This is a genomic window from Nocardia sp. GCM10030253 (assembly GCF_042675075.1).
In the GTDB taxonomy this organism is placed as follows: domain Bacteria; phylum Actinomycetota; class Actinomycetes; order Mycobacteriales; family Mycobacteriaceae; genus Nocardia.
Window position 1 is genome coordinate 393946 of record NZ_JBHTDL010000012.1, and the last position, 15304, is coordinate 409249.

A 15304-nucleotide genomic window follows, 5' to 3' on the forward strand; every position below is an offset into this window, starting at 1 on the left:
AGGTCGTAGGGTCTTGGGTGTGAAATTGCTGCCTCTTCCATCCGAGGGACAGACCCCGGTCCGCGCACTCACCATCGCGGGCACGGACTCGGGTGGCGGTGCCGGAATCCAGGCCGACTCGCGCACCATGACGCTGTGCGGGGTGCACGCGTGCGTCGCGGTAGCGGCGGTGACGGTGCAGAATTCGGTGGGCGTCAGCGGCTTTCATGAGATTCCGCCGCAGATCGTGGCCGATCAGGTGCGCACGGTGGTCGGCGATATCGGGATCAGCGCGGCCAAGACCGGAATGCTGGCCTCGACCGCCATCATCGAGGCCGTCGCCGCGGTCAGCCGGGAGGTCGGCATCGGACGCGACGGGACGATTCCACTGGTGGTCGACCCCGTTGCCGCGTCCATGCACGGCGATCCGCTGCTGCACGAGGAGGCGCTGGACGCGGTGCGGCACACCCTCATTCCGCTCGCGACCGTGGTGACGCCGAATCTCGACGAGGTCCGGCTGATCACCGGCATCGAGGTCACCGACGACCCGAGCGCGCGCCGCGCCGCCGAAGCGCTGCACGCCCTCGGTGCGCAGTGGGCGATCGTCAAGGGTGGGCATCTGCGCTCGTCCGAATTCAGTACAGATCTACTTTTCGACGGCGAGCAGTTCCTGGAATTCTCCGCGCCACGCATCAGCACCGGCAACGACCACGGCGGCGGCGACACCCTGGCGGCCGCCATTGCCTGCGCTCTCGCCAACGGCTATTCGGTCCCCGACGCGGTCGCCTTCGCCAAGGAGTGGACCTACCGCTGCCTCGCCGCGTCCTACGACCTCGGCGCCGGGCACGGTCCGGTGTCGCCGCTATGGCGTTTGAGCCACTCGTAAGCCGCGATCAGGTCAATACCGAACGGACGACGCGGAATCCCACGTCGTCGGGCTGAAAGCTCGGGTGGCTGCGACGCCGCACTGAAGCACGGCAGCTCCAGTGCTCGTCGAACCATCCGCCGCCGCGGAGCACCCGATAGTCGCCGTACACCTCGGCATCGTAGATGTCCCAGCACCAGTCCCAGGCGTTGCCGAGCATGTCGTACAGGCCGAACGCATTGGGCCGCTTGCCGCCCACATCGTGCATGTGGCCATCCGAATTGCCGCGGTACCAAGCGATCTCGTCGAGATCGCCATACCGGGGACCCGTGGTCCCCGCACGGCAGGCGTGTTCCCACTCGGCCTCGGTCGGCAACCGATACCCGTCCGTGGAAGTGAGCCACTCGATGGCGTCGGCGTCGAGGCGATACGCCGGTGACAACCCCTCGGTTCGGGACAGTGCGTTGCAGAATCGGACCGCGTCCCACCACGAGACAGTCTCGACAGGCAACCGGTCGCCGTGCGCGGAACTCGGCCGCTGACCGGTGACCTGCTCGTACTGAGACTGGGTGACCGGAAATCGCGACATCGAATACGGCCCGAGCTCGACCGACCAGCTGCGCTCGGTCCGCCGATCCGACAGCGTCACCCGCCCGGCGGGGATGGCAACCATCCCGTTTTCCGTATCCACGTCCACGAGTAGGTGATCCTATCGCCGCGGGTCGATGGACACGGTCGGCCGCAATCCCGTGACGACGGGTTTTGGTCGGGTTCCATGACCACGTCCGGGGACCGGGTTCGTGTCAGCGCGATGTCAGCGGCGGCGGGCATTGTCATTTTCACGCCGAACGAACGGCACCCAGAAACCGAAAAAGGGAGAACATCATGAACGCCACCCTGACCACCGACGACCGCCGCACCCTGCAGACCGCCGCCTACGGCGTCGTCACCCTGCTCGCCGCAGGCGATCCCACAGTGATCGCCTCCACCAAAGCCAGCACTGCCGCGGGCAACGCGCTGCGCACAGCCACCGGCCTGGTCGGGCACGTACTCAACGACAAGCCTCGCGGCCTGCCACTGAAGGGCCGCACCCTCGCCGACATCGCCGACATCGTTTTCCCGGCTCTCACCTCCTCGATCGAGATCCTCAACTCCAAGGCGCCCGAGGAGATCGATAACTTCCGCAGGACCATCGACACCGCGGTTCTCGCCGCCGAACAGTCCCAGGGTGCTCGGCCGCGCGCGGCCGGATCCGAACTGATCCGCAAGATCAACGCAGCCCTCGACAACTGAATCGCCACCATGAAAACCGAATGAACCGGCACGACGACAACAAAGGCTGCCCTCCCAACGGAGGGCAGCCTTTTGCCACCGGATCCGACGGCCGTTTCTTGTCGGTGGGTCGGTTCATACTGAGCATGTCGCAAACACAGTTGGCCTCGATGACGCGGCCCGACAGGAACAACGTGGTTCGTGTGGATGCGGCAGCCGACCGCTAAGAGCGCGCACTCGCGGTCGGCGCCACCGGTGGTTCAGTACGGCTTACACACTCGAAAATGCTTGATGTAATGGCAGATCGGCGTCGATGACGATCCCGTTCAGGCGGGCGTTGGCCTCGGCGAGGGCGGAGATGATCTCGGCCAAGTAGGCGACGAATTTCTCGATCGGCATCGTGTGTGCCTGCAGGCGGTCCGCGCCCAGCCACCAATCGGTGGCCGAGGCGACGGCACCGAAGATCGAGTAGTTGACCAGTTCGACGCTGGCCACGTCGACCGATTTGTCTTCCAGCATTCCGGTGAACAGAGCGGCGGCGCGCTTGGCCGATTGGCGGGCGGACTGCAACGCGCGCTCGGATTCATCGGCTTGCTGCGTGAAGTGGCTGTGCACCATGAAGCGGAAGACATTCGGATGCTCGGTCACCACGAGCACGTACTCGGCCGCGCCACGGCGTACCAGTTCGCGGGCCGAATCGTGGGTCAGGTCGATGCTGGAAATGATCCGTTCCCACAGCATGTCGCGCACCCGGTCGACGATGGCGTTGTAGAGATCGGTCTTGTCCTCGAAATGCCGGTACAGCTTGGGTTTCGCCGCGCCTGCCTCCTTGGCGATGTCACCCATACTCACTTCGGGGCCGAACTTGTCCAGGGCACGGAACGCCGCGTCGACGAACTCGTCGCGCACCTTCCTGCGATGCTCGCGCCACCGCTCGGTGCGAGCGTCGACGCGCTTGGGCGGCGCCTCGTCTTTGTCCCGGCCGCGTTGCGTCACAAAATTGACCGTACCAACCACTTACTCCACCTCGGACAACTCGGTAGGAACATGGAACGGCGGCGTGCTCTTGCCCATGATCCGCAAGCGGCGCCAAGGATCGGGATCACCGACAAAACCCTCGCGCGCGCTGTGTTCGGTGCGGATGGTCACCCGGGTCCGCTTTTCGTCACCGAGCGCGGCCTCGAGGTCGTCGCTCGGCTGAATGCGGCCGAACCAGCGGAAGATGCCGTCGATCGGCTCGCGGTAGCCGCGTAGCTCCACCCGTACCGGGATCTCCATGTCGTGCACGACGATGGTCGCGGGCCCGATGTAGTCGGATCCGTCATGTGGATTGTCGGCGAAACCGCTGCTCATCTCGACTCCTCCCGGCTGCCGCCGAAGCGGTGAAAACCTAACGCACACTCCCGCGTTGACATCGCATGAGACGTGCGACACACTCGTAAATGTACACGGAACCGTCGGTATTAGGTACCTCGGGTATTGGATATTGCGGGTTTCGTAGAATAGCTAGAGCGCAAATCAGCAGAGAGAGCTGGTGGGGACAATGACGTCCAGCCACAACTACGGTTTCCGGCCCGCCACCACGCCGTCCGGCGCTGCCGTACGCCGACGCCGCCACATCGGCGACCGGCAGGCCACCGCGCGGCGGTTGCTGTTCGCCGGAACCGCGGAGAGCGCCTACGACCCGGACCTCGATATCGACTGGGACGCCGCGCCGGACCCGGACAAGAACTGGCTGCCCGAAGAGCGGATATCGCTGTACGGCACCCGGCTCTGGCGGCGACTCAGCGCCGATCAGCGCAGGGAACTCGGAAAACACGAGCTGGTAAGCATGTTGAGCGTGGGCATCTACGCCCAGTCCATGCTGTCGATGCTGATGTTCCGCGACGTCGTCGAGCGCCGCGAACTCGTCGACGACCACACCCGGTTCACCCTCGCGTGCATCCAGGACGAGAGCCGCAACTCCACCATGTACAGCAGGCTGGTGAATGCCACCGGACTGCCGCCCTATCGGCTGCCCGAACCATTGCGGCTGCTGACGAAGTTCACCCTCTGGATTCCGAAGGGGCCGGGCGAACTCGGCTTCCGGCTGCTCATCGAGGAAATGTCCGCACAGATTCTGCGCGAGCTCGCCGCGGACGGCAGGGTGCAACCACATCTGCGCCAGCTGACCGTGATGCACGCGGCGACCAGCGCCGGGCACATCGAGCTCGCTCGCGAGGAATTGCTGCGCACCATCGCTTCTCGCGGTCCCATCGGCACCGCACTGCATCGATGGGTGCTGGCCACGATGACAACGCTCGCCTACGCGGTGCTGATCCATCCCGACGTGTACCGCGCGGTGCGGATCCACCCGATCATCGGCGTGGCCGCCGCGGTGACCGGCGGCACCTACCGCCGCAATGCCCGCAACGCCACCTCGACCTTCCGTCGCTTCCTCCGCACGGAAGGCGTGCTCGACGGATCCCCGATACACGCAACGAGTGGCCGCCGGTCACAGGCAGGAGAGCGGTGAAATGCCCACCGATACACCACATTCGATCGTCACCACCGCCGGCGCGTCATCCGTGCGGCGCAAGACCGTCGGCGACCGGCAGAAGACCGCACAGCGACTGTTGCGCTCATCGGCGGAGCGTGCCTACGACGGCGAGCTCGACATCGATTGGGACGCACCGATCGCACCGGACAAGCGCTGGGTGCCCGAGCATCGACAGTCGCTGTACGGCACGAAACTGTGGGATCGGCTGACGCCCGAACAGCGCACCGAACTCGGCCTGCACGAACTGGTGAGCGTGCTGAGCTTCGGAATCGTCGCCGAAGCCGGACTGAGCACCATGCTGTTGCGGACGGTGCTGGAAGGCGACGGGCTCGCCGACGACCACACCCGCTACGCGCTCGCCGAAATTGGTGAGGAGACAAGGCATTCCACCATGTTCAGCAGGCTGGTGAACCTCACCGGGCTGCCACCGTACGTGCCGCCCGGCCTCGGCCGCAGGCTGCTCCGGTTCACCAGCATGATCCCGCTCGGGCCGTCGGCGTACGCGGGCACGCTGTTGATCGAAGAGATTCTCGATCGACTGCAGCGGGAGGCGCTGAACGACACCGATGTACAACCGCACGTGCGCCAGCTGATGAAGATTCATGTGCTGGAGGAAGCGCGGCACATCACCTATGCGCGCGAGGAATTGGTCAGGGCCATCGAGGCACGTGGTCCGGTGTCGAATGCCTTTCACCGCTTGCTGTTTGCGGTCATGGTGCTCGGCGTCTATCCGGTGCTGGTGAATCCCAAGGTGTATCGGTCTGTCGGCATCAGCCCGCTGCATGGCTTTCTCGCGGCTTTCACCTCGCCGAACTATCGGGTGAACGCGACCTTCGCCGGTGAGCCGTTGCTCCGGTTCGCCCACGAGGTCGGGATGCTCGACGGCGCGGTGACACGGCTGCTCTACAAGCTCTCGCGCACGGTACCGCAGGACGTACTCGACGAATTCGACCGAAAAGCGGCATGACTATGGCACCGGTTCGCACCAGAGTGCTGATCATCGGCAGCGGATTCTCCGGGCTCGGCATGGCCATCGCCTTGGACAAGGCCGGGATCGGCGACTACTTGATCGTGGAGAAGGCGGGCGAGATCGGCGGAACCTGGCGGGACAACACCTATCCGGGGTGTGCCTGTGATGTGCCCACCCACCTGTACTCCTACTCGTTCGAACCACGGACGAACTGGCAGCGGCTGTTCTCCCAGCAGCCGGAGATCTTCGACTATCTGAAGGAGGTCACCGATAAATACCGCCTGCGCGAACACATTCGGTTCCACCAGCACATGAACCGCGGCTACTGGGACGATGCCGAGCAGCGGTGGCACGCGTTCAGCATCGATGGACAGGAGTACGTCGCACAGTTCATCGTCTCCGCGATCGGCGCGCTGCACGTGCCGAGCGTTCCGGAGTTCGCGGGCAGCGCGGAATTCACCGGTGCGGCCTTCCATTCCGCGCGGTGGGATCACGGTGTCACGCTCGCGGGGAAGCGGGTCGCGGTGATCGGAACCGGTGCGAGCGCAATCCAATTCGTGCCCGAGATCGTCGACGAGGTTGCCGAGCTGATGGTGTTCCAGCGCACGCCACCGTGGGTACTGCCGCGGGCGGACGTGGTCTTCTCCGAGGGGTTCCGGCGCGCGTTGCGCCGGGTGCCTTGGCTGCGTTTCGCGGTGCGCAACGGGATCTACTGGACCGCCGAGGTCGGCGCCTATGCCATGAATCGTCGGCCCGATCTATTGCGAGCGGTGGAGTGGGTCGGCAAGCGACACATCAACCGCCAGATCGCCGACCCGGTGTTGCGTGCACAGGTGACGCCGGACTATCGGGCCGGCTGCAAACGGCTGCTCGGCTCCGACACCTACTATCCGGCGCTCGCCGATCCGAAGACGGAGCTGGTGACCGGGCGGATCGACCACCTCACCGCCGGCGGCGTCGTCACGGCCGACGGTGTCGAGCGCGCGGTCGATGTGATTATCTATGGCACCGGATTCCACGTCATCGATTCGTTCATGAACCTCTCGATCACCGGACGCGACGGCGTCGACCTGACGCGGCGATGGACCGAGGAAGGCGTGCAGGCGCATCGCGGCATCACGGTGGCCGACATGCCCAATGCCTTTTTCCTGCTCGGCCCCAACACCGGGCTCGGCCACAACTCGATCATCTTCATGATCGAATCGCAGATCCACTACGTATTGCAGGCGATTCGGCAGTTGCGGGAGCAGGGCGCGGTGGCGCTGGCACCCCATCGCACCGCCCAGGACAGGTTCAACGCGCGGCTGCAGCACCGGCTGGCCGGTTCGGTGTGGAACACCGGTGGCTGCAAGAGCTGGTATCTGGACGAGCACGGCAACAACCGGACGCTGTGGTCGGGCTTCACCTGGGAGTACTGGCGGCAGACCAGGCGCGTGAACCCCGCCGAGTACGAATTCTTCGGCTCTCGGTCGAGTCCGGTGGTTCGGCCGACCATCGTGCTGGAAGACGTTCCCGCCCAGTCCTTCCCCACTTCGATCACGTCATAGCGCGAGGAGAGGTCATGAAGAGCTTCGAGAACAAAGTTGCCGTCATCACCGGTGCGGGGTCCGGGATCGGCCGCGCCCTCGCGCTGGAGTTGGCGCGGCATGGTGCCCGGCTTGCGCTGTCCGATATCGATACCGGCGCGGTGGCCGATACCGCCGGTCGCTGCGAAAAGCTCGGTGCGACAGCGATTCCCTACGAGCTCGATGTCGCGCGCCGGGCGGCGGTATACGCCCATGCCGACGATGTGCGCGGCGAGTTCGGCGGCGTGAATCTGGTGATCAACAATGCGGGCGTGGCGTTGAGCGCCGATGTCGAGGACATGGAGTGGGACGACTTCGACTGGTTGATGAACATCAACTTCTGGGGTGTCGCGCACGGCACCAAGGCTTTCCTGCCGGATGTCATCGCGTCGGGAGACGGGCACATCGTCAATGTGTCATCGGTGTTCGGGCTCATCGGGGTGCCCACCCAAAGTGCCTATAATGCGGCGAAATTCGCGGTACGCGGCTTTACCGAAGCGCTGCGACAGGAGATGCGGCTCGCCGGGCATCCGGTCGGCGTGACATGTGTGCACCCCGGTGGGGTAAAGACGAATATCGCGGTGAGCGCGCGCGGCATCCCCGAAGGCACCGACATCGAGGCGGTGCGTAAAGGATTCGAGTCGATCACGATGACGCGCCCGAGCTCGGCGGCCAAGATCATTCTACGCGGCGTGCGGCGAAACAAGGCCCGGGTGCTGATCGGCGCCGACGCACGGGGCTTCGACCTCATCCCACGGGTTCTCGGCCCGAGCTACGAGGATCTCGGTGTGCCGCTGTATCGGCTCGGCCGCCGTGCGGCGGCACGTTTCGGCATCGAGCTGTAGGCGCCCGCCATGGCGAATTCACACGTACACACGCTGGAGATCGTCGAAGTGATCAAGGAGACCGACGCCGCGGTCTCGCTGGTCTTCGAGATCCCCGACGAGCTGGTGTCTCGATTCCGTTATCACCCAGGGCAATTCCTCACCCTCGAGGTGCCGAGCGAACAATCCGGGTCGGTAGCGCGCTGCTACTCGCTGTCGAGCTCGCCCTATCTCGACGACGACGCCATCGTGACGGTGAAGCGCACGATCGGTGGATATGCGTCGAACTGGTTGTGCGACAACGCCTCGGTCGGTATGCGGCTGCGTGTGCTCGCGCCCTCGGGCGTCTTCGTCCCGAAGTCGCTCGACGCGGATCTGCTGCTGCTGGCCGCGGGCAGCGGGATCACGCCGATCATGTCGATCGCCAAATCCGCGCTGATCGCGGGCTCCGGCACAGTACTACTGGTCTATGCCAACGACGACGCGCATTCGGTGATCTTCGGCGCGGAACTCGACGATATCGCCACCGAATTCCCCGACCGCTGCACCGTGCTGCACTGGCTGGAATCCGAACGGGGACTGCCGTCGGCCGACGACCTGCGCGATCTGCTCGTCCCCTACCCGGCCTACGAGGCCTTCCTCTGTGGACCGGGCCCCTTCATGACCGCCTGCACGGCCGCACTGCACGCGATCAATATGCCGGACAAGCACATTCACCACGAGAAATTCCAGTCACTCACCGGCGACCCCTTCGCCGATATCGAGGTGGCGGCCGCGGCCGCGCCGAGCCGGTGGCAGGCAGACGCCGTCGCGACCGCCACCGTGCAGCTGGACGGCCGGACGATCGAACTGCCATGGCCACGAACGTCCACGCTGCTGGATACCCTGCTCGCCAACGGCTACGACGCGCCCTACTCCTGCCGTGCGGGCGAATGCAGCGCATGCGCCTGCACGGTGCGCGCGGGCAAGGTCAGAATGCTGCGCAACGAGACCCTCGTCGACGCCGACCTCGCCCTCGGCCTCACCCTCGCTTGCCAGTCGGTACCGCTGACCGACCATGTCGAGATCGACTTCGACTAGCAGGACCAAAAATATTCGGGAGTCAGCGCTTCTTGGGCAGGAAAGTGGACTCGGTGGCCGCATCCCCTGCCGACTTGGCCTTCTTCTCCGCTCGCTTTTCCTTGAGAGACTTGCCGGACTTCTTCGTCATGCCACTGCGCGGAGATTTATCGGACATCGGAGTCCTTCGATTGGAGACCTGAACGGTCCCGTTCCCCTGACCGTACGCTACGGCGGGTGGCTCGGATGCCGGCTTTCCGCTGGAGAGCGGGATTTCAGCCCAGCTGTTCGGCGAGGAAGTCTTCCCACGTGCGCTTGCCGATCTGGGCGCTGTCGAGGTTCAGGTTGATGCCCGCGCGGTAGGCCTTGCCCGCCTTACCCGGCACGCGGATCGGCAGGAACGGGCGGCGCTGGCCCGCGGCCTTCAGGTAGCTGCGGATCAGGTCCGGCAACGTGTACACCGTCGGGCCCGCCAGATCGGTCACCAGACCCGCCGGGGTGCCGTTCGCCAACTCCACCAGTCGAGCGGCGACCTCACGCGAATCGACGGGCTGCCACCGGATCGCGTTCGGAGCCGGGACGATCGGCATCTTCGCCATCGCCCGCACCGTCTTCAGCGCCAGGTCGTGGAACTGGGCGGCACGCAGGATCGTGTACGGCAATCCCGACTCGATGATGGCGCGCTCCGCGCCGAGCTTGGCCTGGAAGTACCCCAGCGGGATGGTGTCCGCGCCGATGACCGAGATGTGCACGAAGTGCTTCACTCCAGCCGCCGCCGCGGCCGTCACCAGATTCCGCGTCGCGACGTCATCGCCCTTCGGGCCGCCCGCGAGGTGCACGATGGTGTCGATCCCGGCGACCGCGGCCTCGATGCCCTCGCCTTTCAGCAGGTCACCGGTCACGTATTCGATGCCCTCGGTAGCCTCGCGGTTGCCGCGGCTCAGCAGGCGAATCGGGTAGCCGGCCTCCCGCAGCAGCGGCGTGACATGGCCGCCCAGGGTGCCGGTGCCGCCGGTGAGCAGGATGGTCGACGTCATTGGTCTCTCCGATCATTTCCGACTGGGGTCAGCCCAATCGCTTCGTTGGTATTCGGTGTTCTGTCTAGATGACTGAGTAGCCCCCCGATGTGTGACATCAGAGCAGGAGTGCACTGGGCCACAGTTGACGCGCTTTGCCGAAACAGCAAGAAAAGTGGCCCTGCGCAGGACGGCGCGTCCATCATTCGATGGCGGTGGACAACCACTCGCCTGCGACCGCGACAGGAGCCCAACCCATGACCGAGACCTCTGAATCGAGCGCCACCCAGCAGTTCTGGGAGGAGTTCTACCGAGACCGCGACCAGGTCTGGTCCGGCAATCCCAACCCGCTGCTGGTACGTGAAGTTGCCGCACTGACACCAGGAAGCGCGCTCGACCTCGGCTGCGGAGAAGGTGGCGACGCCATCTGGCTGGCCGGGCAGGGGTGGCGGGTCACCGCGGTCGATGTGTCCGCGACCGCCTTGCGGCGAGCTGCCGGGCACGCGCGGGATGCGGGGGTCGAAGACCGGATCGTCTGGGCGGAACACGATCTGACGCAGTCGTTCCCTGGCGGGTCCTTCGATCTGGTGTCCGCGCAGTTCTTCCACTCGCCCGTCGCGCAGGCCGACGAGCGGACCGAGGTGCTGCGACGGTCCGCGGCGGCGGTAACGCCGGGCGGGGTGCTGCTGATCGCGGGGCATGCGGGGTGGCCGTCGTTCGTGCACGAGCACGAGGCGCCGTTCGACGTGCACTTCCCGACCATTGCGGAGGTCGTCGACGGTCTCGGCCTCGACAAGGAGACGTGGCAGGTCGAGACGGCGGACGAAGTCGAGCGCGACGTGACCGGACCGGATGGCCAGGTCGGGCGGCGCACGGACAGTGTCGTGCGCATTCGGCGCCGCCGATAGAACCACTCCCCAGCAACCTCACAGCTGGGACCCAGGTGCACGCCAGCGCGGGTGTCGAAGGTAGTCGACATGACCGAAACCGCGACCGCCGTGCACCTGGCGGAACCGACCGAAGCGGTGATCACACCAGTGCTGGATGTGGTGATCCCCGTCTACAACGAGGAGACCGACCTCGGAGTATGCGTGCGTCGGCTACACGAGTACCTGCGCGACGGGTTTCCGTTCCCGGCGCGCATCACCATTGCCGACAATGCGAGCACCGACGACACCATGCAGGTCGCGCGGCTGCTCACGGACGAACTCGACGATGTGCGCGTAGTGCATCTGGACGCCAAAGGGCGAGGCCGGGCCTTGCGGGCCGTGTGGGAGCATTCCGACGCCCAAGTGGTCGCCTACATGGACGTCGATCTGTCCACCGACCTCAATGCGCTGCTCCCGCTGGTTGCTCCGCTCATCTCCGGCCATTCCGACCTGGCGATCGGCACCCGCCTGAGCGCATCGTCGCGGGTGGTGCGCGGACCCAAGCGCGAGATCATCTCCCGCTGCTACAACCTGCTGCTGAAAGCCTCACTACAGGCACATTTTTCGGACGCACAGTGCGGATTCAAGGCAATGCGCACCGAGGTGGCGCGCAGGCTGCTGCCGCTGGTGCGCGACGGCGAGTGGTTCTTCGATACCGAGCTGCTCGTGCTGGCGGAGCGGGCCGGGTTGCGCATTCACGAGGTGCCGGTCGACTGGATCGATGACCCCGACAGCCGCGTCGACATCGTCGACACCGCGCGCAAGGACTTGCGCGGCATCGGGCGGCTCGGCCGTGCGCTGGCCACCGGTGCGCTGCCGCTGGAGGAGTTGCGTCAGGCGATCGGGCGGGAGCCGCTGGTGGCGGGCGTGCCGCTCGGCATGGTCGGGCAGCTGGTGCGCTTCGCCATTGTCGGGGTGTTGAGCACCCTGGCCTACCTGCTGCTTTACGTTGTCCTGCAATCGTTCCTCGGCGCGCAGCCCGCCAATTTCCTGGCACTGTTGATCACCGCGGTGGGCAATACTGCCGCCAATCGCGCCTTCACCTTCGGGGTGCGCGGGTCGCGCGGCGCGGTGTCGCACCAGTTCCAAGGCTTGGTGATCTTCGGGATCGGCTTGGCGCTGACCAGCGGATCGCTGTTCACACTGCACCGTTGGGCACCCGGCGCGACGGTCCATCTCGAGTTGTTCGTGCTGGTGATGGCCAACTTGATCGCCACGCTGACCCGATTCGTCGGCCTCAGGTGGGTCTTCCGGAACCCGGGCGACCGACCGGCGATGGCTACCAAGGACTACCTCGGCGAAGGAGATCACCGATGACTACCACGCTGATCAATCCGCCGCCGACCTCGGCGGTTGCCGAACCGTCGCGCAAGCGCGATACCCGCTGGCAATACCTCGCATTGGTCTTGCTGCTGATCGGTACCGCGGTCGCCTACCTGTGCAATCTCAGTGCGAGCGGCTGGGCCAATTCCTTTTATTCCGCTGCGGTGCAGGCCGGTTCGGTGTCGTGGCAGGCATTCTTCTTCGGCTCGTCGGACGCGGCCAACTCGATCACCGTCGACAAGCCGCCTGCCTCGCTGTGGTTGATGGAGTTGTCGGTACGGGCCTTCGGGCTCAACAGCTGGAGCATTCTGGTTCCGCAGGTACTACTCGGCGTTGCCTCGGTGGCAGTGCTGTGGGCCACAGTGCGCAGGCCGTTCGGCCCGGCCGCCGGACTGCTTGCCGGGCTGGTGCTGGCGGTGACTCCGGTCGCGGCGCTGATGTTCCGGTTCAACAACCCGGACGCGCTGCTGGTATTCCTGATGATCGCGGCGGCATGGGCGATGACACGGGCGGTAGCGGACGGCCGCACCCGCTGGCTGGTGCTGACCGGTCTGCTCATCGGGTTCGGTTTCCTCACCAAGCAATTGCAGGTGCTGCTCGTGGTGCCCGCGCTGGCACTGACCTACTCGAGCGCCGGTCCGCCGAAGCTCGGCAAGCGGATATCGCAGTTGCTCGCGGCGGGTGCGGCGATGATCGCCGGAGCCGGATGGTGGCTGCTGATCGTGGAACTCTGGCCTGCCTCATCACGGCCATGGATCGGTGGCTCGCAGCATAATTCGATCCTCGAACTGACCCTCGGCTACAACGGACTCGGCCGATTGAACGGCGATGAGACCGGCAGCGTCGGGCCCGGCGGCGAACTTCCGGCCGGTGGCAACGGGATGTGGGGCAGCACCGGCATCACCCGCATGTTCGAGCCCGCCCAGGGCGGTCAGATCGCCTGGCTCATTCCGGCTGCGCTGGTCGCGCTGGTTGCCGGAATCCTGCTGCGCGGCAAAGCTGCTCGCACCGACACCCAACGCGCGGCGCTGATCCTCTGGGGTGGCTGGCTGCTCGTGACCGGACTGGTCTTCAGCTTTATGGCGGGGATCTTCCACCAGTACTACACGGTGGCCTTGGCTCCGGCCGTCGCCGCGCTGGTCGGTGCGGGAGCGGTGCTGCTGTGGCGGGGTCGCAACCGCCTGTGGGTTCGGTTGACGCTGGCGCTCGCCGTCGGACTCACCACGGCGACCGCATGGATGTTGTTGTCGCGCAGTGCGAGTTTCGTGCCGTGGTTGCGATGGGCCGTGCTGGTTGTCGGGGTGATGGCGACCGTGGCCGTGGCGTTCCCCATGCCGCGGAAGCTTTCCATCGTCACGGCATTGGCTGTCGCGCTGGTCGGGCTGGCCGGGCCGGTCGCCTACTCCGTGCACACGATCGGGACGGCACATACGGGATCGATTCCGTCCGCCGGGCCGAATGTCGGGCGCGGTGGGCATGGACCGGGCGGGTTCGGACCGAACGGCCCAGATGGCGGACCCCGTGGCGCGGATGGGCGAAACCCACAGTCCAACAGCCGGATTCCCGGTGACGGAGCAAGACCGACTGATGGCAGCCCCGGATCTGCCAGCGGTACGAACGCTGCACCGGGTGTGCCGCCAGGCGGTACCGGCGCTGCACCAAGTGGCGGCCAGACAGGCGCACCCGGTGTGCCATCGCCCAACAACAACACCACGCCCGGCACCCAGACCGGCGCATCCGGCACCCAGACAAGCGGCGCGGATGGTGGCCCCGGCAATATGCTCATGGCAAGCAAACCGAGCGATCAGGTATCCGCGAAGCTGCAACAGAACAGCGGCGACTACACCTGGGTGGCGGCCGCGGTCGGCTCCAACAGTGCGGCCGGGTTCCAGCTGGCCACCGAGTTGCCGGTAATGCCGATCGGCGGCTTCAACGGCAGCGACCCCTCGCCCACCCTCGAGCAGTTCAAACAGTATGTAGCCGAAGGGAAAATCCACTACTTCATCGGCGGCGGCCGCGGCCCCGGTTCCTCCGGAACCTCGACCAGCGCCGAGATCACGCAGTGGGTGCAGGAAAACTTCACCGCCACCGAGGTAGACGGCGTCACGATGTACAACCTGACGGTCGCGCACTGACCTGCCCCGACCCGCGTCGATTCCGTCTCATCGAATCGGCGCGGGCGCGCCAGCCGCCTAGCGAGCTCACCACCGGACACCCCGTGCCATAGCCGGACACCCCGTGTAGCGGGTGCTCGGTTCGAAGAAGGTGTGTCCGGTGGTGCATCGGATACGGGCGATCAGGGTGCCCTCGCTATTGGCGCATTCCTATTTTTGAGGCTTTCATCCGAAAACCCTCGCGGACTGCGGACTCCAGCGATGATTGGACCGCGCGTGACGACGCCAGTCGGGGCCGCAGCCACCATCAGGTCACGTGTCAACACCGAACAATCAGGGAAATCGTGAGAACCATTACGAGACTCGTCGTAACTGTTGTCGGCGCACTGGTCGCGATCGCACTCGCCGTCGGATTCGCGTCCACCGCATCAGCCGCACCAGCGGAATCGCCCGATCCGATCGCCGCCGCATCCGAACCGACTCCGCGTGCGACCGAGATCGAAAAGTGCTTGTTGCTGGGTGACACCATCGAGATCAGAACGGCGGTAGGCGCGGCGATAGGCGCCGTCCTCGGTGGAATCGTGGGCCTGCCCCTCTTTTTCATCGGCGCCATCCCCGGAGCGATCATCGGCGGGCTCCTCGGCGTATTCATCGGTTCCACGTCTTACGCGATCGATGCCGCACACCTCCAGCAACAAGGACTCTGCTAACCCACAGTAGAGACTGAGTCACGTGCAGCTCCCGGACAATCTTGTGAAAAGTGTCGTGCCGCAGGCTTGATGCGTGATGTAAATGAGCAGGAACGCAATTCGCCCGGCGACTCGTCGCCGGGCGAATTGTGTTCGGGTG

At 65.6% G+C, this 15304-nt stretch carries 16 protein-coding genes; 11 read left to right on the plus strand and 5 right to left on the minus strand.

The features are described 5' to 3' along the window. The first annotated feature begins 19 nt into the window (after nucleotides 1–19). Nucleotides 20–865, plus strand: a complete 846-nt coding sequence (gene thiD / locus ACFQZZ_RS28145; protein ID WP_378686749.1) for a bifunctional hydroxymethylpyrimidine kinase/phosphomethylpyrimidine kinase — start codon at nucleotides 20–22, stop codon at nucleotides 863–865. Between the two features lie 7 nt (nucleotides 866–872). On the opposite strand, the gene ACFQZZ_RS28150 is transcribed toward thiD, so the two are convergent. Further along, complete coding sequence (locus ACFQZZ_RS28150; RefSeq protein ID WP_378686751.1) at nucleotides 873–1541, minus strand: formylglycine-generating enzyme family protein; 669 nt, start codon at nucleotides 1539–1541, stop codon at nucleotides 873–875. A gap of 188 nt (nucleotides 1542–1729) precedes the next feature. On the opposite strand from ACFQZZ_RS28150, the gene ACFQZZ_RS28155 reads away from it, so the two are divergent. After that, nucleotides 1730–2137, plus strand: coding sequence for a hypothetical protein (locus ACFQZZ_RS28155; protein WP_378686753.1), 408 nt, complete (start codon nucleotides 1730–1732; stop codon nucleotides 2135–2137). A 249-nt stretch (nucleotides 2138–2386) separates the two neighbouring features. Here the strand turns inward: ACFQZZ_RS28155 and ACFQZZ_RS28160 are convergent, their stop codons facing one another. Together ACFQZZ_RS28160 and ACFQZZ_RS28165 are read right to left on the minus strand one after the other, a co-directional pair. After that, a complete protein-coding gene (locus ACFQZZ_RS28160) occupies nucleotides 2387–3112 on the minus strand; it encodes a TetR/AcrR family transcriptional regulator (protein WP_378686755.1) in 726 nt (241 codons plus the stop codon). Nucleotides 3113–3133: 21 nt separating this feature from the next. Then, nucleotides 3134–3469: a DUF4873 domain-containing protein gene (locus ACFQZZ_RS28165; RefSeq protein WP_378686756.1), complete on the minus strand. Its 336-nt coding sequence runs from the start codon at nucleotides 3467–3469 to the stop codon at nucleotides 3134–3136. A 190-nt stretch (nucleotides 3470–3659) separates the two neighbouring features. Between ACFQZZ_RS28165 and ACFQZZ_RS28170 the strand changes: the two genes are divergently transcribed. From ACFQZZ_RS28170 to ACFQZZ_RS28190, 5 genes are read left to right on the plus strand one after another with little or no spacing between them, the layout of a single operon-like run. Further along, nucleotides 3660–4631, plus strand: a complete 972-nt coding sequence (locus ACFQZZ_RS28170; RefSeq protein WP_378686758.1) for a diiron oxygenase — start codon at nucleotides 3660–3662, stop codon at nucleotides 4629–4631. Nucleotide 4632: 1 nt separating this feature from the next. Beyond that, on the plus strand, nucleotides 4633–5622 hold the full coding sequence (locus ACFQZZ_RS28175) for a diiron oxygenase (protein WP_378686760.1): 990 nt from the start codon (nucleotides 4633–4635) through the stop codon (nucleotides 5620–5622). Beyond that, nucleotides 5619–7172, plus strand: a complete 1554-nt coding sequence (locus ACFQZZ_RS28180) for a flavin-containing monooxygenase (protein ID WP_378686762.1) — start codon at nucleotides 5619–5621, stop codon at nucleotides 7170–7172. Before ACFQZZ_RS28175 ends, ACFQZZ_RS28180 begins: the two co-directional genes overlap by 4 nt. A gap of 14 nt (nucleotides 7173–7186) precedes the next feature. Then, nucleotides 7187–8035: an SDR family NAD(P)-dependent oxidoreductase gene (locus ACFQZZ_RS28185; protein ID WP_378686764.1), complete on the plus strand. Its 849-nt coding sequence runs from the start codon at nucleotides 7187–7189 to the stop codon at nucleotides 8033–8035. Nucleotides 8036–8044: 9 nt separating this feature from the next. Beyond that, on the plus strand, nucleotides 8045–9094 hold the full coding sequence (locus tag ACFQZZ_RS28190; protein WP_378686766.1) for a 2Fe-2S iron-sulfur cluster-binding protein: 1050 nt from the start codon (nucleotides 8045–8047) through the stop codon (nucleotides 9092–9094). Between the two features lie 22 nt (nucleotides 9095–9116). Here the strand turns inward: ACFQZZ_RS28190 and ACFQZZ_RS28195 are convergent, their stop codons facing one another. Together ACFQZZ_RS28195 and ACFQZZ_RS28200 are read right to left on the minus strand one after the other, a co-directional pair. Continuing rightward, nucleotides 9117–9251: a hypothetical protein gene (locus ACFQZZ_RS28195; protein ID WP_378686768.1), complete on the minus strand. Its 135-nt coding sequence runs from the start codon at nucleotides 9249–9251 to the stop codon at nucleotides 9117–9119. Nucleotides 9252–9348: 97 nt separating this feature from the next. Next, nucleotides 9349–10110 (minus strand): SDR family oxidoreductase, encoded by a 762-nt coding sequence (locus tag ACFQZZ_RS28200; protein ID WP_378686770.1) that lies wholly within the window; start codon nucleotides 10108–10110, stop codon nucleotides 9349–9351. Between the two features lie 236 nt (nucleotides 10111–10346). On the opposite strand from ACFQZZ_RS28200, the gene ACFQZZ_RS28205 reads away from it, so the two are divergent. From ACFQZZ_RS28205 to ACFQZZ_RS28220, 4 genes are all read left to right on the plus strand, one after another. Beyond that, nucleotides 10347–10997 carry a class I SAM-dependent methyltransferase gene (locus ACFQZZ_RS28205; RefSeq protein ID WP_378686772.1) on the plus strand — a complete coding sequence of 217 codons (651 nt, stop codon included), beginning with the start codon at nucleotides 10347–10349 and terminating at the stop codon, nucleotides 10995–10997. A 69-nt stretch (nucleotides 10998–11066) separates the two neighbouring features. After that, on the plus strand, nucleotides 11067–12335 hold the full coding sequence (locus ACFQZZ_RS28210) for a glycosyltransferase (protein WP_378686774.1): 1269 nt from the start codon (nucleotides 11067–11069) through the stop codon (nucleotides 12333–12335). Then, nucleotides 12332–14476: a glycosyltransferase family 39 protein gene (locus ACFQZZ_RS28215; RefSeq protein WP_378686776.1), complete on the plus strand. Its 2145-nt coding sequence runs from the start codon at nucleotides 12332–12334 to the stop codon at nucleotides 14474–14476. Before ACFQZZ_RS28210 ends, ACFQZZ_RS28215 begins: the two co-directional genes overlap by 4 nt. A 323-nt stretch (nucleotides 14477–14799) precedes the next feature. After that, nucleotides 14800–15165, plus strand: coding sequence for a hypothetical protein (locus ACFQZZ_RS28220; protein WP_378686778.1), 366 nt, complete (start codon nucleotides 14800–14802; stop codon nucleotides 15163–15165). The last annotated feature ends 139 nt before the right edge of the window (nucleotides 15166–15304 follow it).

What these genes read in the sequence shown, in the direction of transcription:
- ACFQZZ_RS28195 (WP_378686768.1), bottom strand. Translation starts at nt 9,251, where the DNA reads ATGTCCGATAAATCTCCGCGCAGTGGCATGACGAAGAAGTCCGGCAAG.
- ACFQZZ_RS28180 (WP_378686762.1), top strand. Translation starts at nt 5,619, where the DNA reads ATGACTATGGCACCGGTTCGCACCAGAGTGCTGATCATCGGCAGCGGA.
- ACFQZZ_RS28165 (WP_378686756.1), bottom strand. Translation starts at nt 3,469, where the DNA reads ATGAGCAGCGGTTTCGCCGACAATCCACATGACGGATCCGACTACATC.
- ACFQZZ_RS28185 (WP_378686764.1), top strand. Translation starts at nt 7,187, where the DNA reads ATGAAGAGCTTCGAGAACAAAGTTGCCGTCATCACCGGTGCGGGGTCC.
- ACFQZZ_RS28205 (WP_378686772.1), top strand. Translation starts at nt 10,347, where the DNA reads ATGACCGAGACCTCTGAATCGAGCGCCACCCAGCAGTTCTGGGAGGAG.
- ACFQZZ_RS28170 (WP_378686758.1), top strand. Translation starts at nt 3,660, where the DNA reads ATGACGTCCAGCCACAACTACGGTTTCCGGCCCGCCACCACGCCGTCC.
- ACFQZZ_RS28215 (WP_378686776.1), top strand. Translation starts at nt 12,332, where the DNA reads ATGACTACCACGCTGATCAATCCGCCGCCGACCTCGGCGGTTGCCGAA.
- ACFQZZ_RS28210 (WP_378686774.1), top strand. Translation starts at nt 11,067, where the DNA reads ATGACCGAAACCGCGACCGCCGTGCACCTGGCGGAACCGACCGAAGCG.
- ACFQZZ_RS28155 (WP_378686753.1), top strand. Translation starts at nt 1,730, where the DNA reads ATGAACGCCACCCTGACCACCGACGACCGCCGCACCCTGCAGACCGCC.
- ACFQZZ_RS28200 (WP_378686770.1), bottom strand. Translation starts at nt 10,110, where the DNA reads ATGACGTCGACCATCCTGCTCACCGGCGGCACCGGCACCCTGGGCGGC.
- ACFQZZ_RS28190 (WP_378686766.1), top strand. Translation starts at nt 8,045, where the DNA reads ATGGCGAATTCACACGTACACACGCTGGAGATCGTCGAAGTGATCAAG.
- ACFQZZ_RS28175 (WP_378686760.1), top strand. Translation starts at nt 4,633, where the DNA reads ATGCCCACCGATACACCACATTCGATCGTCACCACCGCCGGCGCGTCA.